The sequence below is a fragment of the Sphingomonas sp. NBWT7 genome, from assembly GCF_014217605.1.
GTDB lineage: Bacteria > Pseudomonadota > Alphaproteobacteria > Sphingomonadales > Sphingomonadaceae > Sphingomonas.
The window spans coordinates 407,844-432,555 of record NZ_CP043639.1 but is presented as its reverse complement, the minus strand read 5'-3'; the positions used below and the strand labels follow the sequence as shown (position 1 = coordinate 432,555).

24 protein-coding genes are annotated in these 24,712 nt (G+C 67.4%); 13 read left to right on the top strand and 11 right to left on the bottom strand.

Going from position 1 to position 24,712, the window contains the following annotated elements; all coding sequences use genetic code 11:
• Genes F1C10_RS02085 through F1C10_RS02065 form a run of 5 tightly spaced genes read left to right on the top strand, consistent with a single transcriptional unit; the run spans position 1 to position 3,911 of the window.
• Positions 1 to 1,125 carry a hypothetical protein gene (locus F1C10_RS02085; RefSeq protein ID WP_185208383.1) on the top strand — a complete coding sequence of 375 codons (1,125 nt, stop codon included), beginning with the start codon at positions 1 to 3 and terminating at the stop codon, positions 1,123 to 1,125.
• Positions 1,122 to 2,330, top strand: coding sequence for a bifunctional phosphopantothenoylcysteine decarboxylase/phosphopantothenate--cysteine ligase CoaBC (gene coaBC / locus F1C10_RS02080; RefSeq protein WP_185208381.1), 1,209 nt, complete (start codon positions 1,122 to 1,124; stop codon positions 2,328 to 2,330). The genes F1C10_RS02085 and coaBC overlap by 4 nt, the downstream gene beginning before the upstream one ends.
• Positions 2,327 to 2,764, top strand: coding sequence for a dUTP diphosphatase (gene dut, locus F1C10_RS02075; RefSeq protein ID WP_185208379.1), 438 nt, complete (start codon positions 2,327 to 2,329; stop codon positions 2,762 to 2,764). Before coaBC ends, dut begins: the two co-directional genes overlap by 4 nt.
• Entirely contained in the window at positions 2,761 to 3,150 is a 390-nt protein-coding gene (locus F1C10_RS02070; RefSeq protein WP_185208377.1) for a hypothetical protein, read from the top strand. Before dut ends, F1C10_RS02070 begins: the two co-directional genes overlap by 4 nt.
• Entirely contained in the window at positions 3,147 to 3,911 is a 765-nt protein-coding gene (locus F1C10_RS02065; protein ID WP_185210016.1) for a molybdopterin-synthase adenylyltransferase MoeB, read from the top strand. Before F1C10_RS02070 ends, F1C10_RS02065 begins: the two co-directional genes overlap by 4 nt.
• A 4-nt stretch (positions 3,912 to 3,915) precedes the next feature.
• Here F1C10_RS02065 and galU read toward each other — a convergent pair whose 3' ends face one another.
• Positions 3,916 to 4,788 carry a UTP--glucose-1-phosphate uridylyltransferase GalU gene (gene galU, locus F1C10_RS02060; protein WP_185208375.1) on the bottom strand — a complete coding sequence of 291 codons (873 nt, stop codon included), beginning with the start codon at positions 4,786 to 4,788 and terminating at the stop codon, positions 3,916 to 3,918.
• Between the two features lie 120 nt (positions 4,789 to 4,908).
• Here galU and wecB point away from each other — a divergent pair, with 120 nt between their 5' ends.
• The 4 genes from wecB (at position 4,909) to F1C10_RS02040 (ending at position 8,530) form a co-directional block, all read left to right on the top strand.
• Complete coding sequence (gene wecB / locus F1C10_RS02055; RefSeq protein ID WP_185208373.1) at positions 4,909 to 6,027, top strand: non-hydrolyzing UDP-N-acetylglucosamine 2-epimerase; 1,119 nt, start codon at positions 4,909 to 4,911, stop codon at positions 6,025 to 6,027.
• Complete coding sequence (gene wecC, locus F1C10_RS02050; RefSeq protein ID WP_185208371.1) at positions 6,011 to 7,303, top strand: UDP-N-acetyl-D-mannosamine dehydrogenase; 1,293 nt, start codon at positions 6,011 to 6,013, stop codon at positions 7,301 to 7,303. Before wecB ends, wecC begins: the two co-directional genes overlap by 17 nt.
• Before the next feature lie 182 nt (positions 7,304 to 7,485).
• Positions 7,486 to 8,166, top strand: a complete 681-nt coding sequence (locus tag F1C10_RS02045) for a metallophosphoesterase (protein ID WP_308458070.1) — start codon at positions 7,486 to 7,488, stop codon at positions 8,164 to 8,166.
• 118 nt (positions 8,167 to 8,284) lie between these two features.
• On the top strand, positions 8,285 to 8,530 hold the full coding sequence (locus F1C10_RS02040) for a hypothetical protein (RefSeq protein WP_185208367.1): 246 nt from the start codon (positions 8,285 to 8,287) through the stop codon (positions 8,528 to 8,530).
• A 575-nt stretch (positions 8,531 to 9,105) separates the two neighbouring features.
• On the opposite strand, the gene F1C10_RS02035 is transcribed toward F1C10_RS02040, so the two are convergent.
• Both F1C10_RS02035 and rpsU read right to left on the bottom strand, forming a co-directional pair.
• Positions 9,106 to 9,675 (bottom strand): FKBP-type peptidyl-prolyl cis-trans isomerase, encoded by a 570-nt coding sequence (locus F1C10_RS02035; protein WP_185208365.1) that lies wholly within the window; start codon positions 9,673 to 9,675, stop codon positions 9,106 to 9,108.
• 79 nt (positions 9,676 to 9,754) lie between these two features.
• Positions 9,755 to 9,961 (bottom strand): 30S ribosomal protein S21, encoded by a 207-nt coding sequence (gene rpsU / locus F1C10_RS02030; protein WP_022686405.1) that lies wholly within the window; start codon positions 9,959 to 9,961, stop codon positions 9,755 to 9,757.
• Between the two features lie 256 nt (positions 9,962 to 10,217).
• Between rpsU and cysS the strand changes: the two genes are divergently transcribed.
• Positions 10,218 to 11,645: a cysteine--tRNA ligase gene (gene cysS / locus F1C10_RS02025; RefSeq protein ID WP_185208363.1), complete on the top strand. Its 1,428-nt coding sequence runs from the start codon at positions 10,218 to 10,220 to the stop codon at positions 11,643 to 11,645.
• A gap of 7 nt (positions 11,646 to 11,652) precedes the next feature.
• On the opposite strand, the gene F1C10_RS02020 is transcribed toward cysS, so the two are convergent.
• Positions 11,653 to 12,606: a M48 family metallopeptidase gene (locus F1C10_RS02020; protein ID WP_258043020.1), complete on the bottom strand. Its 954-nt coding sequence runs from the start codon at positions 12,604 to 12,606 to the stop codon at positions 11,653 to 11,655.
• Positions 12,607 to 12,652: 46 nt separating this feature from the next.
• On the opposite strand from F1C10_RS02020, the gene F1C10_RS02015 reads away from it, so the two are divergent.
• Positions 12,653 to 13,591, top strand: coding sequence for a D-2-hydroxyacid dehydrogenase (locus tag F1C10_RS02015; protein ID WP_185208359.1), 939 nt, complete (start codon positions 12,653 to 12,655; stop codon positions 13,589 to 13,591).
• A gap of 20 nt (positions 13,592 to 13,611) precedes the next feature.
• Here F1C10_RS02015 and F1C10_RS02010 read toward each other — a convergent pair whose 3' ends face one another.
• From F1C10_RS02010 to F1C10_RS01990, 5 genes are all read right to left on the bottom strand, one after another.
• Positions 13,612 to 13,998 carry a response regulator gene (locus F1C10_RS02010; protein WP_185208357.1) on the bottom strand — a complete coding sequence of 129 codons (387 nt, stop codon included), beginning with the start codon at positions 13,996 to 13,998 and terminating at the stop codon, positions 13,612 to 13,614.
• A gap of 54 nt (positions 13,999 to 14,052) precedes the next feature.
• Positions 14,053 to 16,449, bottom strand: coding sequence for an ATP-binding protein (locus F1C10_RS02005; protein ID WP_185208356.1), 2,397 nt, complete (start codon positions 16,447 to 16,449; stop codon positions 14,053 to 14,055).
• On the bottom strand, positions 16,446 to 17,765 hold the full coding sequence (locus tag F1C10_RS02000) for an EAL domain-containing protein (protein ID WP_185208354.1): 1,320 nt from the start codon (positions 17,763 to 17,765) through the stop codon (positions 16,446 to 16,448). Before F1C10_RS02000 ends, F1C10_RS02005 begins: the two co-directional genes overlap by 4 nt.
• Before the next feature lie 384 nt (positions 17,766 to 18,149).
• On the bottom strand, positions 18,150 to 19,229 hold the full coding sequence (ald, locus tag F1C10_RS01995; RefSeq protein ID WP_185208352.1) for an alanine dehydrogenase: 1,080 nt from the start codon (positions 19,227 to 19,229) through the stop codon (positions 18,150 to 18,152).
• A gap of 70 nt (positions 19,230 to 19,299) precedes the next feature.
• Entirely contained in the window at positions 19,300 to 20,184 is an 885-nt protein-coding gene (locus tag F1C10_RS01990; protein WP_185208350.1) for a tyrosine-type recombinase/integrase, read from the bottom strand.
• Positions 20,185 to 20,242: 58 nt separating this feature from the next.
• On the opposite strand from F1C10_RS01990, the gene F1C10_RS01985 reads away from it, so the two are divergent.
• Complete coding sequence (locus F1C10_RS01985) at positions 20,243 to 22,411, top strand: primosomal protein N' (protein ID WP_185208348.1); 2,169 nt, start codon at positions 20,243 to 20,245, stop codon at positions 22,409 to 22,411.
• Positions 22,412 to 22,453: 42 nt separating this feature from the next.
• A complete protein-coding gene (locus F1C10_RS01980) occupies positions 22,454 to 22,792 on the top strand; it encodes a DMT family protein (RefSeq protein ID WP_185208346.1) in 339 nt (112 codons plus the stop codon).
• A gap of 18 nt (positions 22,793 to 22,810) precedes the next feature.
• Here F1C10_RS01980 and F1C10_RS01975 read toward each other — a convergent pair whose 3' ends face one another.
• Together F1C10_RS01975 and F1C10_RS01970 are read right to left on the bottom strand one after the other, a co-directional pair.
• Entirely contained in the window at positions 22,811 to 24,097 is a 1,287-nt protein-coding gene (locus tag F1C10_RS01975) for a homoserine dehydrogenase (RefSeq protein WP_185208344.1), read from the bottom strand.
• 213 nt (positions 24,098 to 24,310) lie between these two features.
• The gene (locus tag F1C10_RS01970) at positions 24,311 to 24,613 is read right to left on the bottom strand and encodes a PspC domain-containing protein (RefSeq protein ID WP_185208343.1); all 303 of its coding nucleotides are present in this window, start codon (positions 24,611 to 24,613) and stop codon (positions 24,311 to 24,313) included.
• Positions 24,614 to 24,712: the final 99 nt, after the last annotated feature.

Here is a 24,712-nt window from a genome sequence, read left to right as displayed (position 1 = left end):
ATGCCTGCCGCCGCCGCGGAGACGATCTGGCTCGCCGCGCCGTCCCGCTACGCCGGATGGTCGCGGCGCCGCGCGCGTGCTGCCCTCGCCGTTCTCGTCCTGCTGATCGCCGCATTCACGATCCAGCCGATCCGACCCGCCCCGCCGCCCGGCACGGCGCCGGTGGTCGAGAACAAGGGCAGCGAATCGGATCTCGCATTGTACGAGGCGATCGTCGACGACGTGCGCCACGGCGAGGATTACTATCAGGCGACCGCGCAGGAGCTCCGCGCGCGGCCGGGCTATCCCTTGCGCCCCTTCGTCACCTTCCGCCTGCCGCTGCTCGCACGGCTGCAGGCGCTGCTCTCGCCCGCGATGACGCTGCTGCTACTATGGCTGCTCGCCGCCGCCACCGCGACTGCGTGGATGGGCCGGCTGCGCGAGCTGCTGCCGCGCCTCGCGCCGCGCCTCATCGCCGGCCTGCTCCTCGCCGGCGGGCTCGTCGCCTTCGTCCAGCCCGCGCTAACCGCCTCGCACGAGATTTGGGCGGCGCTGCTGATCGCCTGGTCGCTCGCGGTGCGCCGCCCGGGCAACGTGACGCTCGCGCTCGCGCTGGCGACGATCGCGATGCTGATCCGTGAGACGGCCGCGCTCTACGTCCTCGTCATGGGCGGGCTCGCGGTCGTCACGGGGCAGCGGCGCGAGGCGGCCGGCTGGGCGCTGACACTCGCCGTGCTCGCCGCCGCGGTCGCGGTCCATGCAGGCGCGGTGCACCGCGTAACGGGGCCGCTCGATACCGCGTCCGACGGCTGGACCGGGCTTAACGGCGCGTGGTTCTTCGCGATGACGCTGCGCCACGCGACGATTCTCGAAGTAACCCCATTCGTCCTCGCGGCACCGGTCCTCGCGCTGGCTTTGTTCGGCTGGACGGTGCCGGCGCATCCGCTCGCGCTGCGCATGGCGACGATCCTTGCCGCCTACGGCGTGCTGATCGCCTGTTTCGCACGGCTCAACAACTTCTACTGGGGGTTGATGGTGGCGCCGATCGTCCTCGTCGGGCTGGCCTTCGTACCAGACGGGCTGCGCGATCTCGGCCGCAGCGCGCTCGACAGGCGACGCGCACGCGTGACAAGGACCGCTGCATGAGCCGGATATTGCTGATCGTCGGCGGGGGCATCGCCGCCTACAAGGCGTGCGAGATCATCCGCCTGCTGCGCAAGGCCGGCCACGGCGTGCGCTGCGTCCTGACCGAAGGGGGAAGTCACTTCGTCACCGCGATGACGCTCGCGGCGCTGTCGGAGGAGGAGGTCCACACTACGTTGTGGGACCTCAAGGACGAGGCCGAGATGGGGCATATCCAGCTCAGCCGGCAGGCCGATCTCGTCGTCGTCGCGCCGGCGACCGCCGATCTGCTCGCGCGGATGGCCGCCGGTCTCGCGAACGATCTGGCGACGACGCTACTCCTCGCCACCGACAAGCCGGTGCTCGCCGCGCCGGCGATGAACGTGCGCATGTGGCAGCACGCGGCAACACAGCGCAATGTCGCGCAACTGCGCGGCGACGGCGTCACTGTGATGACGCCCGACGAGGGCGCGATGGCGTGCGGCGAGTACGGCCCCGGCCGCCTGCCCGAACCCACCGTGATCGTCCGCCAGATCGAGGCGATGCTCGCCGGCAACCCGGGCAGCGTGCTCGCCAGCCGGCCACTCACCGGCCGCCACGTCGTCGTCACCGCCGGGCCGACGCACGAGCCGATCGATCCCGTCCGCTACATCGCCAATCGCTCGTCGGGGAAACAGGGGTTCGCCATCGCGGGCGCACTCGCCGATCTCGGCGCGCGCGTGTCGCTCGTCGCGGGCCCCGTCGCGCTGCCGACGCCGCGCGGCGTGACGCGAATCGACGTCGAGACCGCGCGCGAGATGAAGGCCGCGGTCGAGGCCGCGCTGCCCGCCGATGCCGCGGTGATGGTCGCCGCCGTCGCCGACTGGCGCGTCGCCGATGCGGCCGGGCAAAAGCTGAAGAAGGTCGGCGGCGGCATCCCCGCGCTCCACCTCGTCGAAAATCCCGATATCCTCGCGGCGCTTGCCACTGGCCCGTCGCGCCCGGAACTAGTGATCGGCTTCGCCGCCGAGACGGAGACGGTCGTCGCACACGCGCAGGCGAAGCTCGCACGCAAGGGCGCCGACTGGATCGTCGCCAACGACGTATCGGGTGACGTGATGGGCGGCGACGCCAATACCGTCCACCTCGTCCGCGCCGACGGCGTCGAAACGTGGCAGCGGATGCCGAAGGACGAGGTCGCGCGCCGCCTCGCGCAGCGCATCGCCGAAGCACTGGAGCAACCGGCATGATCGCGATCCGCCTCCTTCGCCTGCCGCACGGCGCGGATCTGCCATTGCCACACTACGCCACCGCCGGCGCCGCCGGGATGGACGTCGTTTCGGCCGAGGACGTGACGATCGCGCCCGGCGGCCGGCATGCCGTGGCCACTGGCTTCGCGATGGCGATTCCCGAGGGGCATGAGGTGCAGGTGCGTCCGCGCTCTGGCCTTGCGCTCAAGCACGGCGTCACCTGCCTCAACACGCCGGGTACGATCGACAGCGACTATCGCGGCGAGGTGAAGGTGATCCTCGCCAATCTCGGCAGCGTGGATTTCCACGTCACACGCGGCGAACGGATCGCCCAGCTCGTCCCCGCGCCCGTGCTGCGCGCGACGCTGGACGAATGCGACGCGCTCGACGATACTTCGCGCGGCAGCGGAGGGTTCGGATCGACCGGCCGATGAATGCACTCCTGACGATCATGGCAGCGCTTCAGGGCGCGGCGCCGGCGCCGCCGCCGGCCGTTCTCGCATTGCCGCCGGCCGACTGGTCGGCGATGCCCGAACTCACCTTCCGGCGCCGGCCGCCAGCCGTATCCGGCCTTTCCGCCTATGTCCGCGATGAGGTGCGCGACGGACGCTGCGCGGTGGAGGGCGAGGCGCTACGCGTCGATCTTGCAGTGCATGTTGCGGCCAACGGGCAGATCCGCCGCATCCGCCCACGCGCGATCAACTGCCCGACGGTCGAGCAATATGCCTCGGGCGTGATGCTGCGCATGGCGCGCAGCAACGTTCCCCCGCCCGGTGAGGATCGCTGGTACCGCGCGACGCTCGTCTTCACGTGGCGGTGACGCTCGAGGCCGACGAGCGCGCGCGCTACGCCCGGCAGATCATCCTCAAGGAGATCGGCGGCGCGGGGCAGCGGCGGCTGAAGGCTGCGCGCGTCACGATGATCGGTGCCGGCGGGATCGGCTCGCCGGCAATCGCCTATCTCGCCGCCGCCGGCATCGGCCACCTCGTCGTCATCGAGGACGACGTGGTCGAAACCTCGAACCTCCACCGCCAGATCCTGTTCGACGCCAGCGTCGCCGGCTTGCCGAAGGGTGACGCCGCGGCGCGGGCGATCGACCGAATCAACCCGCACGTCGGCGTCAGCGTGCACCGGACGCGCATCGACCCTGCCAACGCAGCGGCGTTGCTGGCGCACAGCGACGTCGTGATCGACGGCAGCGACAATTTCGCGACCCGCCTCGCCGTCGCCGATGCGGCGCTCGCGTTGCACATCCCGCTCGTCTCGGCTGCGGTGGGCCAGTTCGAAGGGCAGATCGCGGTCTACCGCGGCTGGAAGGCCGATCGCCCGTGCTACCGCTGCCTCGTCGGCGACTCGCCCGATCGCAACGAGGCAAGCTGCGCCGAACAGGGCGTGCTCGGGCCCGTCACCGGGATCCTTGGCAGCATGGCCGCGCTTGAGGCGATTCGTGCAATCGTGCCGTTCGGCGATGAACCCGCCGGGCGCCTCGTCATCCTCGATCTGCTCGACCTGCGCTTCCGCAGCGTCCGCCTACCTAAGGATCCCGCCTGCCCCGCCTGCGGCCCTACGGCCGCGGGCTAGGCGGCTAGCGCAGCAATTCGCTCGCGAAGCTGCGCACCGCCGGACCGATGTCCTCGCGCTCGAGCGCGACCGCGATGTTGGCTTGGACGAAGCCCGCCTTGTCGCCGCAATCGTAGCGCACGCCGTCGAAGGTGACGCCGTGGAACGGCTGGTCGCCGATCATCTGTGCCATCGCATCGGTGAGCTGGATCTCGCCGCCCGCACCCGCGGCCTGCCCTTCCAGCACGCGCATCACCTCGGGCTGAAGGATGTAGCGCCCGATCACTGACAGGTTTGACGGCGCAGTGCCCGGCGCCGGCTTCTCGACCAGCCCGGCCACCTCGGTCAGCCGGCCGTCGCGCCCGCCCGGCGTGATGATGCCGTAGCGGTGCGTCTGATCGTCGGGCACTTCCTCGGCGGAAATCACGTTGCCGCCCACCTTCTCGTACGCCGCCACCATCTGCTTGAGGCAGCCCGGCCGGCCGACCATCAAATCGTCGGGCAGCAGCACCGCGAACGGCTCGTCGCCGACGATGTCGCGCGCGCACCACACCGCGTGGCCGAGCCCAAGCGGCTCCTGCTGGCGGACGTACACCGGCGATCCCGGCCGCTGGCGGATGCCCTCGATCGCCGCCAGGCTCTTGCCCCGCGCCGTCATCGTCGCCTCGAGCTCGTACGAGATGTCGAAATGATCTTCGAGCGCGCTCTTGCCGCGGCCGGTGACGAAGATGATCTGCTCGATCCCCGCCTCCAGCGCCTCCTCGACGGCATATTGGATCAGCGGCTTGTCGACGACCGTCAGCATCTCCTTCGGCATCGACTTGGTCGCCGGAAGGAAACGCGTGCCGAGCCCCGCCACGGGAAACACGGCCTTACGCAGCGGCTTGATCGACGGCATGAAGTGCTTCTCTCCGTTAGGACGCGCGAGCGGCATAGCAACGTACCCCCGCGCGACAAGTCGCCAAATGGCTGCAATTGATTAGTCGAGCCTTAAACCAGTCGCGCTATTGGGTCGTGCATGAAAATTCTGGTTATCTTCGGTACCCGCCCTGAGGCGATCAAATTGTTTCCTGTCGTCAGCGCGCTTGCCGCCGTGCCGCACATCACCGTGCGCACCTGCGTCACTGCGCAGCATCGCGGGCTGCTCGATCAGGTGCTGGCGATCGCCCGGCTCGTCCCCGACATCGATCTCGACCTGATGGAGCCGGGCCAGTCGCTCGATCGCCTGACGGCACGGCTGCTGACGGGGATCGGCGAGGTGCTCGACCGCGAGCGGCCCGATCGCGTCATCGTGCAGGGCGATACGGCGACGGCGATGAGCGGCGCGCTCGCGGCCTATTATCGCAAGATTCCCGTCGCGCACGTCGAGGCGGGGCTGCGCTCGGGCGATATCTACCATCCCTGGCCCGAGGAGGTGAACCGCCGCATCGTCGCGCCGATCGCCGACCTTCACTTCGCCCCGACCCAGACCGCCGCCGACGCGCTGGCGCGCGAGAACGTGCGGGAGGGCGTCCACGTCACCGGCAACACCGTAATCGACGCGCTGCACTGGACGCGCGCGCGAATCGCCGAAGACCCGTCGCTCGCCGCCGGCCTCGATCCGATCGCCGCGCGCCTGTCCGGCCGCCGCATCGTCCTCGTCACCACGCACCGCCGTGAGAATTTCGGCGATGGCATGGGCGCGATCGCGCGCGCGATCCGGCGAATTGCGACGCGCGACGACGTCGCAGTGCTGTTTCCGATGCACCCCAATCCCAACGTCGTCTCGGTCATGGATGCGATCCTCGGCGATCACCCCGCGGTCGCGCGGATCGAGCCGCTCGACTATCCGCACTTCATCGGCGCGCTCGGCCTGTGCCACCTCGCGCTCACCGATTCGGGCGGCGTACAGGAGGAAGCGCCCGCGCTCGGCAAGCCGGTGCTGGTGATGCGCGACACGACCGAGCGGCCCGAGGGGGTCGCTGCGGGCACCGCCAAGTTGATCGGCACCGACGAGGACCGCATCGTTTCCGAAGTCTTCACCCTTCTCGACGACAAGGCAGCCTATGCCGCGATGGCCCGGGCCCACAATCCATTCGGGGACGGCCACGCGAGCGAACGGATCGCAAGGGTCGTCGCCGATGGTAACCGATGGTGAATTGAAGGTCGTCGTTCTCGGGCTCGGCTATATCGGCCTGCCGACCGCGGCGGTGATCGCGCGGACCGGCGCCAGCGTGCTCGGCATCGACGTACACCCGTCGGTCGTCGAAACGGTCAATTCGGGCAAGGTGCATATCGAGGAGGTCGATCTCGACGGCCTCGTATCGGGCGTCGTCGCGCGCGGTGCGCTGCGTGCGTCGATGCAGATCGAGCCCGCCGACGTGTTCGTCATCGCGGTGCCGACGCCCTTCTCCGACGATCATTCGCCCAACATCGGCTACGTGCTGAAGGCGGCGACGAGCATCGCGGCGGTGCTGAAGGCCGGCGATACGGTGATCGTCGAATCGACCTCTCCCGTCGGCACGACCGAGCAGGTGCGCGATCTGCTCGCCACGCTGCGTCCCGATCTGCGCGCGCCCGGGGTCGGCGAAGGCGCCGACTACGCGGTCGCCTATTGCCCCGAACGCGTCCTGCCCGGCCGCATCCTCGTCGAACTAATCGACAACGATCGCGTGATCGGCGGCATCACCCCGCGCTGCGCGCGCAAGGCGCTCGCCTTCTACCGCCGTTTCGTGCGCGGTGCTTGCGTCACCACCACCGCGCGCGCGGCGGAGATGACCAAGCTTACCGAAAATGCCTTTCGCGACGTCAATATCGCCTTCGCCAACGAACTCAGCCTCGTGGCCGAGACGATGGGCGTCGATGTATGGGAAGTGATCCGCCTCGCCAACCGCCACCCGCGCGTCAACATCCTGCAGCCCGGCCCCGGTGTCGGCGGCCATTGTATCGCGGTCGATCCCTGGTTCCTCGTCGCCGCCGATCCGGAGAATACGCCGCTGATTCGTACCGCGCGCGAGGTGAACGACGGCAAGACCGATCGCGTGATCGCCCGCGCCAGCGCGCTGATCGAGGCCAACCCGGGCATGCCGGTCGCGGCGCTAGGCCTCGCGTTCAAGGCGAACATCGACGATTTTCGTGAGAGTCCCGCCTTGAAAGTCGCGCTCGCGCTGGCAGAGCGCTACGGCTCGCGGCTGCGCATCGTCGAACCCTATGCCGCCGCGCTGCCCGCCGCGTTCGAGCGCACCGGCGCGACGCTGATCGACATCGATAACGCGATCGAGAGCTGCCCGATCATGATCGTCCTCGTCGATCACGATATCTTCCGCTCGGTACCGCTGGCCGAGCGTGCCGCGAAGCAAGTGTTCGACACACGCGGCATCTGGCAGGATCAGCCCGCACCGCGCACCGCGCCGCCGCTGCGGATCGCCGTCTAGTTCCCGACAACCTTCCCTCAGGCGTTGCTTGCGGGACGGCACGCCGGTAAAGCCGCGCGCTTTCGTATAGTAGCGCCCCGTCCATGCTTTCGCGTTTCCTGTCCCGTCGCAAACCCGAACCCTTTCAGGCGGCCCTTCCCGCCGGGCGCCGCATTTATGCGGTCGGCGACATCCATGGCCGCTTGGATCTTCTCGACGATCTTCTCGCGCTGATCGCCGTCGATGATGCGGCGCGCGGGCCAGCCCAGTCGGGCATCGTGTTCCTCGGCGATCTGGTCGATCGCGGTGCGCAGTCAGCCGCAGTCGTCGCGCGCGTCCGCACCTTGTGTGCGGAGCGGCCCGACACGCGCTGCCTGGCCGGCAATCACGAGGAAATCCTGCTCGGCGCCTATGATGGCGACGCCGACATGGCGCGGCTGCTGTTGCGCGTCGGCGGCTACGAGACGCTGCTCAGCTACGGGCTCGGGCTCGAGGAGATCGACGCGGCCTCGATCTCAGAATTAGTCGCCCTGATGCAGCGTGACGTGCCCGATGCCGACATCGCGTTCCTGCGCGCGCTCGACGACTATATCGTCGAGGGCGACTATCTGTTCGTCCATGCCGGTATCCAGCCAGGCGTCCCGATCGAACGGCAGGTAACGCGCGATCTGCGCTGGATCCGCGACCCGTTCCTCAATCATGTCCCCAATCACGCCAACCTCGTCATCCACGGCCATACGATTACCGACGCGGTTGACGTGCGCGCAAATCGAATCGGAATCGATACCGGCGCCTACCGCACAGGCCGCCTCACAGCGCTTGGCATGGAACTGGATCGACGCTGGATACTTGATACGGTCGATCGGACGGCCGTTCCGACGTAAGTTTTCTTACGTCGATAATTGTCGCGGCCCGAAGATCTACCGTAGACACTGGAATACGAGTTGCGTTGCAGCGTAACTTCTGTCAAAGGCTGCGCGACGGACAAAAAGGGAGTTCGCAATGAAGCTTCGTGGTTATCTCGCGGCTGTCGCCGCTGCCTCGCTGGCAGCTGCTCCGGCCGTTGCGGCGCCGGCTAACTCGGCTGCCAGCCTCTCGGTCGCTAAGGCCGCTCGTTCGGGCACGTCGGTTGCCAAGGGCGAAAAGGCCGCTGGCGGCGGCATCGTGGTTGCCGTTCTCGCGGCTGCTGCCGTGATCGCGGGTATCGTGATCATCGCCGATTCGGACGACGATTCGGACAGCAACTGAGCTTTCACAGCTTGGTTAGGAAATAGCGGCCTTCGGGCCGCTATTTTTTTGCCTGCAATCTTCGGACCTGCGCGGTAGCGGCTGAGAGCCGAGCGCCGCTCACGGCGATCAAACCGAACTTCGCTGCGCGCACAATGGCGTTCCGGTTAGGCGAACGTTTGCGGTGACTCGCCTGAATTCGCCCGCGCGGGCAGTCCCCATGGATGCGCCCGCCGTTTGAATACGGTCAGGCGCCGTGATCGCGCTTAGGGCGAACCGCTACGCCTAATGGCTGCGTCCAAGCACGCACCCATTCTGACGCTATCGAGAACGCTGCAACGCTCTCACCGTCAGTCGGCGCGGCCTGCGGCTTTCCTGGGTCGGAGGTTCAATTGACCTTTAGGCAACCATCAGGTTTGCTGGTGTCGTTTTCGCTCGGCAATGCAGGTATGGGCCACGGCGAATGGCTGCACTGGCAATATGACCAGGCAAAATGACAGTGACAAAAAAGCCCCGCCAATGTGATTGGCGGGGACCAATGGATCAGTCGAAGTTCGACATCGGCCCACGCGTGAGCGGATGTCAAACAGATTGGGTCAGCGACCGCCGGGCATTCCTGCACCAGCCGGCCCGCCAGCACCGGTCGCCCCGCCGCCCATCATCTGCTGCTGCTGCATCTGCCGAATCACCGCCTCGGGCAGGAAATCGAGCAGTTCGACGTCGAACACCAGCGTCGAATTCCCGGGGATCGGCCCCTTGGTTTCCGCGCCATAGCCCAGCTCCGGCTTAATCCAGAAGCGGTACTTCGCCCCCTTCGGCATCAGCTTCAGGCCTTCAGAGAAGCCCTTAACCACGCCAGTAACCGGAAACGGCGTCGGCTGCTGCGACTTGTCGAAAATGGTGCCGTCGAGCAGCTTGCCCTCGTACATCACCAGCGCAACGTCACTGTCGGTCGGCTTCGCACCCGATCCCGGCGTCAGAACCTGATATTGCAGCCCCGACGCTGTCGTCAGCACGCCCTTCTGCCGCGCATTGCGCGTCAGGAAATCGTCACCCTGGAACGCGAGCGCCGCCGCTGCAGCGAACGCCGCGACGATGCCCACGATCAGCCAGAGGACATAGCTGCGCTTTACCGGGGCGATCGGAACGGCGGTGACGGTCGACATGGCGATCCCCGGTAAGGGCCGGGCGCGACGCACCCGGCAGAAGCAACCAGTATAATAACGTCAGAAGCAGCGGCGCAGCTTACCGCGCGCCGTCACGCTCCGCGCGCTTGCGGTCGAGCTTGCGGGCCCGACGCACCGCCGCGGCACGCTCACGCGCACGCTTCTCCGACGGCTTCTCATAGTGACGGCGAAGCTTCATCTCGCGGTACACGCCTTCGCGCTGCAGCTTCTTCTTGAGCGCGCGCAGGGCCTGATCGACATTGTTGTCGCGAACGATGATCTGCATAAAACCGACACTTCTCCGAAATCTGAACGGCAAACGGCGGCCGCGAACGATCGCCCGCGCCGTGAACCATCGCCCCTAACACCGCCCCGGCGCCAGCGCAACCCGATGCGCTATCGCGCTGCCGCCAAACGCCGCGATCGCGCAATCATCGGCGATTGCCTGACACGGTCATCACCCGCATGCCGACCGCGACCCGCCCACCGACACGCGTCCAGCCCCTTTGCGATAGACCTGCACCCCCGCTAGAGCCCCGCGCATGACGCCGATTTCGCTCTACGACAGCCTCTCGCGCTCGATGCAGCCGTTTGTGCCGCGCGATCCCGCCCTTGGCGCCCGTGTCTATTCCTGCGGGCCGACGGTCTATAATTACGCGCATGTCGGCAACCTGCGCGCCTATGTCTTTACCGATACCCTGTCGCGCGTCCTGACGTGGAAGGGTCTGAAGCTCACTCACGTCATCAATATCACCGATGTCGGCCACCTAACGTCGGATGCCGATGCCGGCGACGACAAGATGGAAGCCGCGGCGAGAAGCAGCGGTAAGGATATTTGGGCGATCGCAAGGCATTACACCGACGCCTTCAAACAGAATCTTGCCGATCTCAACATCCGCATGCCTACCCATCTGCCGCTCGCTACCGATCACGTTGCGGAGATGATCGACTTCGCCATCGCGATCGAAGCACGCCACTGCTACCGATTGGACAGCGGGCTGTACTTCGACGTCAGTACCGTGCCCGATTACGGTAGGCTTGCGCGATCCGCAGAGGATGCCGGCGAAGGGCGGATCGATCCAGTCGCGGGCAAGCGGCACCCGCAGGATTTCGCGATTTGGCGCACGAGCCCGCCGGGCGAGGACCGCCAGATGGAGTGGGATTCGCCGTGGGGACGCGGCGCGCCGGGCTGGCATCTCGAATGCTCGGTGATGAGCCAGAAGTATCTCGGGCCGTCGTTCGACATCCATACCGGCGGGATCGATCACCGCGAGATTCATCACCCCAACGAGATCGCACAGAATCAAGCGCATTGCGGCTGCGCCGATAGTGGCGCGGCCTTCTGGATGCATAACAACTTCCTCGTCGATCGTACGGGAAAGATGAGCAAATCGTCCGGCGAGTTCCTGACGCTGAAGGCGCTCACCGACCGCGGTTTCCATCCGCTCGCCTATCGCATGCTGTGCCTTCAGGCGCAGTACCGCAGCGAACTCGAATTCTCTTGGGACAGCCTCTTGGCGGCGCAGGTACGGCTGAAACGGCTCGTTCAGGCGATCGAAGGGCTGCGTGCGCGCGCCGACGCACCGGCGAAGGGCGATGCAACAGCGTACCGCGCGCAGCTCGACGCGGCGGTGTCGGACGATCTCAATACGCCCAAGGCGCTGCCGGTCCTCGATGCGCTCGTCGCGGACAAGAAGCTGTCGCCGGGCGTGCGCCTCGCGGCTTTGACGGACTTCGCCGAGGTACTGGGGCTACCGCTCAATCTCCTGACGCGCCGTGACCTGCGTGCGCGTCCTGCCCAAGCCGCGATCGATGAAGCGTCAATCGGCGCGCATCTGGCGGCACGGCGGGCAGCGCGCGAGGCGAAGGATTTCGCCGCGTCCGATGCGATTCGCGACACGCTGATCGCGCAGGGCGTCGAGGTGATGGACGGCGATCCGCTCGGATGGGACTGGCGCGTCGCGGTGTGACGGGCAGCTACTTGCCGAACGGCTGATCGCGCGTCGCGAGGATCGCGGGCAAATAGGGGCGGCGCGCCGGTACCGCAGCAGCGGCCCGCTCGATCGCCTCGATGCGTTGCTTGGTCGCGGGATGCGTGCGGCTGCGGAACAGCCCGCCATCGATATCGCCGCCGCGCTCCCGCCAGAAACGTGCCGCCGACGCCACGTCATAACCGGCGTTATACAGTAGCGCGACGCCTAGCTCGTCCGCCTCGGTCTCCGCCTGCTGCCCGAGCCGCGCGTTGCGGCCTAATTCACCGAGCAGCCCGCCCTTCACACCCGCCGCCTCGAGCCGCACGCGATGACGCAGAATCGTATGCGCGAGTTCATGCGCAACGACGACGGCGACCTCGTCGTCGCGATAGCGTTCGAAGAAGCGCACGCCGATCTGCACGATGCGACCATCCGACTGCGCCGTCATCTCCGGTCCGAGCAGCACCTCGAAGCGCGCGCGGCATGCGGCCGGCGCATCGATTGCGACCGGTCGCCGGGCGCCGCCGCGATCGATGGTGACGCGCACCGGACTGGAAGCCTGCTCGAACAGGTCGAGCGCCCGATCGCGATCGATGCTCGACGGCGGCGTTGCGGTCGCGACGAGCTTTGTCTCCTCGAGCGCGACGATCCCGTCATTCGCCGCGATCCCCGCGCGCGCACCCGCCGAACCGGCGACGACGGCCTCGACCGCGATCGGCGTCGAGAAGCCGAAGGTGGCGCGGGCCGCGCCCGCGGTTGCCGCGTCATATTGCGTGGCGGCGTGGAGCACGAGCCCGGTCGCCGGAGAGCGATCGCGACACAGCGCGACATTGCCGATTACAAGCCGATGCGCGATCGTCGCGAGCCGCAGATCGATCGCGCGCAACGCCTCGAGCGCGGAAGCATCGAGACCCGCGGCAGGCGCGGGTGCAGCGGCGAGTAGCAAAACGGCAATCACGCGGCAGCCCATAGGCGAGTGCGAACGGGCGCGCTATCGTCGCAGCATGAAAGCCGTTCTCCCCGCGCTCGCCTGCCCGCTTCTCGCGCCGCATCTTCCCGACGATCTGTCGGTGGGCTGGTTCACCAACGCGGACGAAGCCAATGCGATGATCGCCGATGCCGATATCGCCTGGGTCGACATGAACACCGCCGCGCGCGTCAATGCGGCGATCCGTTGCGCCGGCCCCAACCTCAAGTGGGTGTCGACGATCTTCGCGGGGCTCGACGCCTTTCCGCTCGACGTGCTGCGCGCGAAGGGTGCGATCGTTACCAACGGCGTCGGCATCAACGCTTATGCCGTGGCGGAATACGCCGTGCTGGGCGTTCTCGCCGCCGCAAAGCGCTTCGACGAGGTGGTGCGCGCGCACGACCGCGCCGAATGGCTGACCGACTCGCCCGGCAAGACCGAGCTGTACGAAACGCGCGCGCTGATCGTCGGCTATGGCGCCATCGGCCGCGCGATCGGCGAGCGTCTGCGCGGCTTCGGCATCACGGTAACCGGCGTCACCCGGTCGGGCAGCGACGGCACGCTGACGCCGGACCAGTGGCGCGCAACGCTTGGCGACCATGATTGGGTGATCCTGGCCGCCCCATCCACCGGCGAAACAAAGGCAATGATCGGCCGTGAAGAGCTCGCTGCGATGAAGCCGGACGCATGGCTGATCAACATCGCGCGCGGCGACATGATCGACGACGACGCATTGCTCGAGGCGCTGCACGGCGGCACGATCGGCGGCGCGTTCCTCGATCCGACCGCCCCCGAACCGCTGCCGGCGGATCATCCACTGTGGCAGGCGCCCAATTGCATGATCACCATGCATCTGTCGGGGCGCAGCCAGACCAAGATGTTCCAGCGCGCCGCCGCGCTGTTCCTGCGCAATCTGAAGGCGTTCCGCGCCGGCACGCCGATGGAGAATGTCGCCGATCTCGACCGCGGCTACTGATCACCGCGGATCATTCGCGTTCAGGCGAGCAGATCGTCGTCGCTCGCAGCGAGAACCCGACCCATCGCGTCGAACAGATTGTCCATCGCCACCGGCTTGAAGATCACGTCGTTCGCGCCGGCGGCAAGGCAGCGCTCACGCAGGTCCGCGGCGATATCGGCGGTGACGACGATGATCGGCACCCGGCCCTTTGCATCGCCGCGCGCGCGGATGTGGGTGATCGCGGTTATACCGTCCATGCCGGGCATGCGAAGGTCGACCAACAGCATGTCGAAATCCTGCGCATCGAGGATACGCAGCCCCTCTTCCGCGCTTTCGGCTTCGGTCATCGACGCGCCGGCCACGTCGAGCATATCGCGAACGACCCGGCGGTTCATCCGGTCGTCCTCGATGAAGAGGACGTTCATCGCCGTTGGCCGGCAGGAGCAGCAGTTCGTTTCATGACCGTCATTACTATCGTCTCAAGCCGCTTCGTGCACAAGCGGCGACTCACTCGGTTCGTCGCCAAACACGGCCTGGACTAGTAGGTTTCTACCAATCGGACGAGTGATGAAACGGGCAATTCCGGCGGCGGCGAACGTCGCCCGCTCGGCGGCGCCCAGCGCCGGGCCGAGCAAGACGATCCTTGTGTTCGCGTAACGTGCCGCAAGCGCGGATATCAGCGCTGTCGGATCGGCGACAGCGCGCAGCGTCGCGTCGTCGAACAGGATGATGCAAGGCACCGCAGCGCCCAGCGCGCTATCGATCTCCTCGCTGGTACCCGCAAAGGTGACGCTGCCCGCGACGGGGCCGAACAAGGCCTTGAACATCGCGCGGGTGATCGGATTGCGGTCGAACACCAGGATGCCGGCACCGTCTGCCGGGGCCGCATTTGGCGCGACGACGGCCTGATGCGGCAGGTCGAGAACGAAGGTCGCCCCCTCGCCTTCCCGGCTCGTCACCGAAACGTCGCCGCCCATCGCACGCGACAGGTTGCGGCAGATCGAAAGGCCGAGCCCCGTGCCACCGAACTGCCGCGTCGTTCCGGCGTCCGCCTGCCGGAATGCCTCGAAAATGAGTTCGTGCTTATCGGGTGCGATGCCGATGCCGGTATCGGCAACGGACAGGCGCCAGCGATCGCCGTCGATCGTGCCCTTGACGTTGATCGTGCCGGCGGCGGTGAATTTCACCGCGTTCGACAGAAGGTTGAATACGATCTGCCGCAGCCGCGTCGGATCGGTCACCACCCATGCGGGGCCTTCCGAAAGGTCGAGTGTGAAGGACAGGCCCTTGGCGCGCGCCTGGTCCTCCCACATCCGCGCCGCTTCGACGATCGTCCGGCGCACGTCAGCGGGCGCCTCCTCGATCGTCATCTTTCCCGTTTCCATCTTTGCGACGTCGAGAATATCGTCGACCAGCGCGCGCATCGTCACGCCGGCACCGTGAACAACCGATAGCCGATCACGCGTCGCACTGTCCGTCTTTGGATCGGCGAGCATGACCTGCGTCATGCCGAGTATGCCGTTCAGCGGCGTGCGTATCTCGTGACTGGTCGTGGCGAGGAATTCGGTCTTCGCCGTCAGCGCCTTGCCAAGCTTGGTGTTCGACACGGCCAGCGCATCACGGCTGCGCCGCAACGTGAACAGGCCGAAGCCGAGCAAGGCGATGATCAGTGCCGTCGCGCCCGCAATCCCGAGGAAGATCAGGCGTTGCGTCCGTACCCGGGCCTGTTCGAAGGCGACGCTTTTTTGCAAGTCGGCCGCCTTCAACTGCGAAATGCGCAGCTCCTGGTTGGCGAAATCGAACCGCGCGCCGGCGATGGCGGCAGTAGTGGAACGGACGGTTGCGGTTGCCTGATCGTCGAGCCGCTTGAGCGCCGCGAGATGCGGCAGGGCACGATCGCTGAGCCCCAGCCGGGTATAGATGCGATAGGCAACGTCGTGCGCCGGACGATCCGGAAGCATCGTCGCGGCGAGATCGGTGCCAGCGAAGCGCTGCTCGATCAGATCGCGCGCGCGGGCGATCTGGCCGCGCTCGAACGCCGCCTGCGCCGCCAGGGCGATGAAGATCGGTCGATATGCCGCGGCATCGGGCCGCCTGGTTAGATCAAGCCCCTGCGCGATCGTGCGGTCGGCTGCGACCAGATCGTGACGCGCCAAGCGTACATCGGCAAGATTGCTGAGGATCAGCGCGTAGAGCAGCGGGCTCTTCATCTCGCGGGCGATCGCCAGCGCCCGCTCGAGCTCGATCGACGCCTCGCGCAATCGGCCGAGCTCCTTCAGCGCCGATCCGCGTCCGTTGTAGATCGCCACCAGCAGCCCGCGATCGACGCGATAGGCCTCTCGCGCCTCGCCGAAATAACGCAGCGCACCGGTGTGATCGTTGCCGTTGGCGTGGACCAGCGCGATCATGATCAACGCCTTGGCCTGGCTACGCGTGTCGCGCGAGCGGACGAAAAGATCGTGCGCCTGTCGCAAATCGGCCAGCGCACGGCCCACCTCGCCTGCCGCATTCAGCACGCCGCCTTCGGACAGGAGAATGTCGGCATGGAGCTGCGAGCCGGGCGCGGCGGTCTCGACCAGCGTGCGCGCCGCCGCGAGTAACGGGCGCGCCCGATCCAGTTCCACGATCCGGCTATAGCCCTCACCGAGCAGCCACAGCGCGGTCGCCTCCATTCGCGGCGACTTGGCGCGCTTGCCATAGGCCAGCGCACCCTGAGCGCCGGCGATGGCGCGATTGGGATTGGCGAGCATCTCGGCCTTGATCTGCGCCGTCATCGCCTCGAAACGCTGATCGGTCGCGGCACGCGGATTGGATGCGGCGGTGAGCAGCAGCGGTACTGCCAGCAGACCTGCCAAACGCAGGCGAGGCGATGTCACCCGCGCTTCCAGACCGTCGCCAGTCGATTGAACGAGGCACGTGTGTCCTGCGGCGCCTGATGATGACGATCCTCGTCGAGGAACGTTTCCAGAGCCTCGATCGCGATCGGCCGGCTGATCAGGAACCCCTGCACCATGTCGCATCCCATCACGGTGAGCAGCGCGAGCGACGCGTGCGTCTCCACCCCTTCCGCAACAACCTCCATCTCCAGCGCATGCGCAAGATCGATCGTCGACCGGACGATTAGCGGGTCGCGATTTGAACTGGTCAATTGCGTGACGAACAGCTTGTCGATCTTCAGTTCGCGCGCGGGCAACTGCTTGAGATAGGCAAGGCTGGAGAGGCCGGCACCATAATCGTCGATCGCGATGACGATGCCGATATCGGCGAAACGCTGGAGATTGGCGATCGCGGACTGCGGGTCGCGGATCACCGAGGTTTCGGTCACCTCGAACCCGAGCTTAGCATCGGCCTCCGCGACCAGCCGGCAGGCAGCCTGGACGAACGCGACGTCAGCGAGCAGCTGGCCGGAGATATTGATAAAGATGCGCAGATCGTGGCCGCCCGCCTGCAGCCGTCGCTGATCGGCGATCGCGCGACGAATCGTCCACAAGGTCAACAGGTCGATTACCCCGCCGTCCTCGGCGGCGGCGATGAAATCACCCGGCAGCACCAGGCCGCGCTCGGGATGGCGCCAGCGGAGCAGCGCCTCGGCACTGCACACCTCCTGCCGCCGAACGTTGATCTTGGGCTGATAGAGCAGCAGCAGCTGGTCTTCGTCGACGGCGACGCGCAACTCATCGACCAGTCGGCGCGCCTCGCGCCCGCCCGGTCCGGTCACGTCATGCGTTACCGGTTTGCGCAGCGCGCGTGCCTCGGCCAGCGCTGCCTCGGCCTCCTCGATCAATCGCACGTCATCAACCTGCGTCGCGCGACCGATCGCGGCACCGAAGACGACGTCAATCTCGTGCTGCTCCCCGTCGAGATCGAACGGTGGTTCACACGCGCGACGTAGCCGGTCGATCGTACGGTCGACCTCCTCCGCGAAATCACCCTCGAACGTCAGCTCGATCATGTCGCGCCCCGCCAGCGCGAAGCGCAGCGCGGGAATCTCTACGCTCAGCCGACTAGTGACATCGCTGACCAGCGTTTCGGCACGAGCGCAGCCTACGTGCCGTCGAAGCGCGGCGAAATTGTCGATCGCGGCCAGCACAACGAACCGCCACGTCGGGCGATAGGCCGCTGCTTTCGGCGGCGTGATACCGGCGCGGCGCTCGGGCGCGGCGACGATGGTGTTGTAGCCAGAAGCGGACATAGCGGCGACGCTAGCGCGCGAAGATTGAAGATACTCTTAAGCACGTCGTCCCGTCGCGGCACAGCGACAGGCGCGGACAAGCGATTGCGAAAAGGTAAATAAGTTGTTAATTCGAGCGGGCGTCCCAGCGACGCTAATAACTAGGGAGTTCGTCATGCTCGCTTTCATTCTCGCGCTTATCTACGGCACCGAACTGAAGCCCTGGTAAGGGTTTAGGTTCAGGCCCGGTCGGACACCCTCTCCGTGGCTAGACGGGTGGTGTGTACGACCGGGCCAATCTGAGCGCCGGCCAACCACGCGCTAGGCTCAGCAAAAAGCCCCGACCCGGCCAACCGGATCGAGGCTTTTTTCCTGTTCGTCGATAAGCGCCCGCGGGCAGGGCGATCAGCGCAGGCTCTCGGCCACCGCCTCGTTGACGATACGGCCGCCCTGCACGTTCAGGCCCGCCTTCAACCCCGGATCCCCATCGCACGCAGCCACGCCCTTGTCGGCAAGCGCCAGGCCATAGGGCAGCGTCGCGTTATTGAGCGCGTGGCTCGACGTCAGCGGCACCGCGCCGGGCATGTTCGCGACGCAATAGTGGATCACCCCGTCGACTTCGTAGGTCGGGTCGGCGTGCGTCGTCGCATGGCTCGTCTCGAAGCAGCCACCCTGGTCGATCGCGACATCGACCAGCACCGCGCGGCGCTTCATGTGGCCGAGCATCGTCCGCGTCACCAGCTTCGGTGCCGAGGCGCCGGGGATGAGCACCGCGCCGATCACTGCGTCCGCCTCGCTGATCTCGTGCTCGATCGCCTCGAGCGTCGAGACGCGGGTGCGCACGCGACCCTGGAACAGCTCGTCGAGCTGACGCAGCCGCGGGATCGAGCGGTCGACGATCGTCACCTCGGCGCCCAGGCCGACGGCCATGCGCGCCGCATGCGTGCCGACGACGCCGCCGCCGAGCACGACGATGCGCGCTGGCGCAACCCCCGGTACGCCGCCGAGAAGCACGCCGCGGCCGCCATTATACGCCTTCAGCGCCGCGCCGGCCGCCTCGATCGACAACCGGCCGGCGACCTCGCTCATCGGCGCGAGCAGCGGCAGCCCGCCCAACCGATCGGTCACCGTTTCATAGGCGACAGCCGTCACGCCCGACGCCATCAGGCCCTTCGCCTGCTCGGGATCCGGGGCGAGGTGAAGATAGGTGAAAAGGATTTGGTCCTCGCGCAGCTGCACCCACTCGCTCGGCTGCGGTTCCTTGACCTTCACGATCATCTGCGCCTCGGCGAACACCTCCTGCGCAGTCGGCACGATCCGCGCGCCGGCGGCGACATAGGCCTCGTCGTCCGCCGCGATGCCCGTGCCGGCGCCCGTCTCGACCAGCACCTCATGGCCGCGCGCGGCATATTCGCGCACCGCACCGGGCGTGAGGCCGACGCGATATTCGTGATTCTTAATTTCCTTAGGCACGCCGACGCGCATCACGATCTCCTGGTATCAGGTGAAACCACATAGCGATGGGGTGCCCGGCATGCCAGAGGCGCATCGCCGTTCAAGCACGCGGGTGCGCGTTGCGATAGACGTCGAGCAGATGCGCCGCATCGACCGCCGTGTAGATCTGTGTCGAGCCGAGGCTGGCATGGCCGAGCAGTTCCTGAAGCGCGCGCAGGTCCGCGCCGCGACCCAGCAGATGCGTTGCGAACGAGTGACGCAGCGCGTGCGGGGTCGTGCGATCCGACAAGCCGAGCGTCGCCCGCGCCGTTCGTACGCTGGCGCGCACCACCCCGGGTGCGAGCGGACCGCCGCGCAGCCCGAGGAACAGCGGGATGTCGTGCGCCAGCGCCGACGGCACCGCCGCTACATAGGCCTCGATCGCTTCACGAACCTGCGGCAGCAGCGGGACGATGCGCATCTTGTCGCGCTTGCCCGTCACGGTGATCGTCTCGCCGAGCGGCAGCGCCGACCCGGTGAGCGCGAGCGCCTCGCCGATCCGCAGGCCAGCACCATAAAGGAGCAGCAGCAGCGCCCAGTCGCGCTTGCCGACCCAATCGACGCGCGATCCGGCGGCGACTTCCTCGGCAAGCGCGAGCGCCTCGTGCGGCGCGATCGGCCGCGGCACGCCCTTGCGCACGCGCGGCCCCTTCAACGCCGGGCGACCGCCCTCCCCGTTCGCCCAGCCAAGGAAATCGCGTGCCGCCGACAACTCGCGCGCCGCGGACGCGTTCGACAGGCCGTCGCCGCGCCGCTGCGCCAAAAAGGCACGCAGATCGGACGCGCTGGTCGCCGACAACGCCGCGCGATCGACGCTGCATCCCCAGTGGCGGCCGAGAAAGCCGATCAGCCGCGCCGTGGTGGCGCGATAGGCGCGGACGGTGTGAACCGAGCGGCGGCGATCGCGCAGGAGGTGAGCGGCATAAAGGTCGGGCAGATCTTCCACGCGGCGGGCTTTACCATTGCCTTTCCTCCGAGTCGCCTGCGCCCCATATGCCCATGCGATGTCTCGCGCCCGTGTTCTCGTCCTCAATTCCGCCCTTGGGCCGCTCGATTATCGCGTGCCGCATGGCATGGCGGTCGAGCCCGGCTCGATCGTGGTCGCGCCGCTCGGGCCGCGCCAGCTGCTCGGCGTGGTGTGGGAACCCGAGCGGTTGCCGTCGGACGCGGAGGTCGGCGACAACCGCCTGCGCAACCTGATGGGTGTCGCCAGCGTGCCGCCGCTGCGCCCCGCGCTGCGCCGGCTGGTCGAATGGACCGCCGATTATTATCTCGCGCCGCCGGCGGCGGTGGTGCGCATGGCGCTGTCGTCAACCTCCGCGCTCGAAGGCGCGCGCGTCGTCACCGAATATCGCGCAACTGGCCTCGTTCCCGAGCGCCTTACCCCGCAACGCGCACAGGCGCTGGAACGGATCGGCGACCGTCAGGGCCTGATCCGCGAACTGGCGACGATCGCCGACGTGTCCGATGGCGTCATCCGCGGCCTGTGCAAGATCGGTGCGATCGAACCGGTCGAAGTCGATATCGACAGCCCCTATCCCGTGCCCGATCCGGATCATGCGCCGCCGACCCTGGCAGACGATCAACAGCACGCCGCTGGCACATTGGCGCGCGACGTCGTCGCCAAGGCTTTCCGCCCGACGCTGCTCGACGGCGTGACGGGGTCGGGCAAGACCGAGGTCTATTTCGAAGCGGTGGCCGAGGCGATCCGTGCCGGCCGCCAAGTGCTGGTGCTGCTGCCCGAGATCGCGCTGACCGAGCCGTTTCTCAAGCGCTTTCACGATCGCTTCGGCTGCGAGCCGGTGGCCTGGCATTCGGGCTTGCGCTCCACCCAACGCCGCCGCGCGTGGCGCGCGATCGCCAGCGGCGAGGCGCTGGTTACCGTCGGCGCGCGATCGGCGCTGTTCCTGCCGTACGCCGATCTCGGCCTCATCGTCGTCGACGAGGCGCACGAGACGAGCTTCAAGCAGGGGGACGGCGTCCACTATCACGCGCGCGATGTCGCGGTGATGCGCGGCAAGTTCGAGGAATGTCCGGTGATCCTCGCTTCGGCGACGCCGGCGATCGAAACGCGCCAACAGGTCACGCTCGGCAATTACGCCGAGGTCAAGCTGCCCGGCCGATACGGCGCGGCCGAGCTCCCCGCGATCGAGGCGATCGATCTGCTCGAGCATAAGCCCGATCGCGGGCGGTGGATCGCACCGCCGCTGGTCGTCGCGCTGGAGGAAACGCTCGCGCGCGGTGAGCAATCGCTGCTGTTCCTCAACCGCCGCGGCTACGCGCCGCTCACCTTGTGCCGGCACTGCGGCCATCGCTTTCAATGCCCCAATTGTACCGCGTGGATGGTCGAGCACCGGCTGACGCGCCGGCTCGCCTGCCACCATTGCGGCCATATCGAACCGATCCCACGCGCCTGCCCCGAATGTGGCGAGGAGGACAGCCTGGTCGCGTGCGGGCCAGGCGTCGAGCGCATCGCCGACGAGGTGTCCGCGCTGTTCCCCGAGGCGCGCGTCGCGATCGTCACGTCGGACACGATCTGGTCGCCGGCCAAGGCGGCCGAGTTCGTCGGCCGGATGGAGGCTGGCGCGATCGACATCGTCGTCGGCACACAGCTCGTCACCAAGGGCTATCATTTCCCCAATCTGACGCTGGTCGGCGTGATCGACGCCGATCTTGGGCTCGAGGGCGGCGACCTGCGTGCCGCCGAGCGGACCTTCCAGCAGATCCGCCAGGTATCGGGCCGTGCCGGCCGCGGAGAGAAGCCGGGACGCGTCTTCATCCAGACGCACAGCCCCGGCGCGCAGGTGATGCAGGCGCTGATTACCGGCGACGCCGACGCCTTCTACGCCGCCGAGATCGAGGCGCGGCAGGATGCCGGCGCGCCGCCGTTCGGCCGCTACGCCGCGATCATCGTGTCGAGCGAGGATCAGGGCTGCGCGAAGGACGTGGCGCAGGCGATCGGCCGCGCCGCGCCGCAGGTCGACGGCATGCACGTCTACGGCCCCGCCCCCGCCCCGCTCGCGATGCTGCGCGGTCGCCATCGCTTCCGGCTGCTTGTCCACGCACGCCGCGCACTCGACGTGCAGGACGTGATCCGTGGCTGGCTGGGCGCGCTCGACTGGCCCGCCAAGGTGCGCGTCGCGGTGGACGTCGATCCCTACAGTTTTCTGTAGCGCTGCTGTTCCGGGACCGGGAAGCGCGCTACAGCCCTGGCGATGCCTACGCTCGCGCTGCTCGTCGTATCGAACGTCTTCATGACGACCGCCTGGTACTGGCATCTGAAGGGCGGGATGGCCAAGCCGCTACCGATCGTGATCCTGATCAGCTGGGGCATCGCCTTTGTCGAATATTGCTTTGCGGTGCCCGCCAATCGCATCGGCTTCGCACACGGCTGGACGGGCGGTCAGCTAAAAATCACGCAGGAGGTGATTACGCTGCTGGTGTTCGGCGTCTTCTCGGTCGCGGTGCTCGGCGAGCAGCTGAGCTGGCGGCACGCGGGCGCGTTCGCCTGCCTCGTCGGCGCCGCGGCGTTCATGTTCGCCGGGCGCAACTGAGCGGCCCGGCGCCGCTCTTCAATCGAGGATATGCATCCACAGCGGCTCGCCCGACAGGCTCTGTGATCCGCGCAGCCGTTCAAGCGCCGCGGCCACGTTAGCCTCGGGCGCCTCGTGCGTGACGATCGCGACAAGGGCCGTGCCGTCTGCTGCGGCGGCGCGCTGAATCAGGCTCTCGATCGACACGTTGGCGTCGCGCATCGCCGCCGCGATCTCCGCCAGCACGCCAACGCGATCGGCAACGGTGAAGCGGAGATAGGCGCGGCCGCGACGCTCGCCCGCCGCCGCGGCCGGCATGTCGGCGAGCGACGCGGCCGGCATGGCATAGGGCGGGCCATATTCGCCGCGCGCGATGTCGATGAGGTCGGCCACAACTGCGCTCGCCGTCGGCCCGTCGCCCGCACCCGCGCCCTGAAAGAGTAGTCGGCCGACGAAATTGCCATCCGCCACCACCGCGTTGGTCGACCCGGTGACGTGCGCCAGCGGGTGATCGTTGGGCACCAGATGCGCATGGACGCGCTGGAAAAGCCCGCCGCCACCCGCCTCGGCCATGCCGACCAGCCGCACGCGATACCCCAATGCCGCCGCCTCGGCGATATCGGCGGCAATGACGTGACGGATGCCGCTTGCCGCGACGGTGCCGAACGACGGGCGCGTGCCGAATGCGATCGATGACAGGATCGACAGCTTGTGCGCGGCGTCGACCCCGTCGATGTCGAACGACGGGTCGGCCTCGGCGAAACCGAGCGCCTGCGCTTCGCCAAGGACGTCGGCGAAATCGCGACCCTCGGCTTCCATCTTGCTGAGGATGAAATTGCATGTGCCGTTGAGGATGCCGTAGACGCGGCTGATCGCATTCGCCGCTGCGCCCTCACGTAGCCCCTTGATGACGGGGATGCCGCCCGCGACCGCGGCCTCGAACTTCAGCGGGGCGCCCCCGCTCTCCGCCGCCTGCGCCAGTTCGAGACCGTGATGCGCGAGCATCGCCTTGTTGGCGGTGACTAACCCCTTGTTCGCGGCCAAGGTGGCGCGCGCCAGTGCAAGCGCGGGGCCGTCCGCCCCCCCGACAAGCTCGACAACCACGTCCGCGTTGCACTGCGAAAGCGCCGTCGTATCGTCAACCCACTCGAAGCCTGACAGGTCGACGCCGCGATCCTTGTGGCGATCCCGCGCCGATACCGCGACGATCTCGATCGCTCGCCCAGCCCGACGCGTAATGAGATCGCGATTGGCCTCGAGCACGCGGATCACGCCGCCGCCGACCGTGCCCAATCCTGCCAAAGCCACCCGCAATGCGCCCGCCATCGCCGCCCCTCTTGTTGCGCGGCCAAGCGCCTAGGGGGTCGCAGGACGGCTGTCGATAGCGCGGCGAAAGGCGAGGATTTGTTCGTTGCCCCCCCCGCCGGGGGGATGCGAGCTGGGCTCGATCACTGCATCACGGCACTGCGACCCAAGCCTCCGACCCAAGCGCGGGGGTGACTGGCCCGGCATCCGGAGACGGATTGCCGGGCCATTTTTTCATGCAGCCTTGGCGTACTTGAAAACCTGCTCGCGGCTATCCGCCGATGCGGGCACCGTCGGCGCGACGGCCGTTGTTTCGGGCTTCGCCGTACGCGCATCCGGAAAGGCGAGGCGTGAGACGAGAACGACAAGGCCGAGCGCGAAGTAGCCGATCACCACGTTGATCGGCTGGATCACGAAGGCACAGCCAAGCGCCAGCCGAAGCCACAGCGGATTGAAGCCGAAATCCTCGCCCAACGCATTGCAGATACCCAGCAGATTGTCCTTGGGGGCAGCGAGCTTCTGGTTCTGGGCAGTCATGTTGGGGCTCCGTCGTTTGCGGCGGTTTGCGTCGCCGTGCCGAACGCTTTGCACCTACCATGCCAACATCTTTTCCGACGCTATCACAGACGCTTGCCT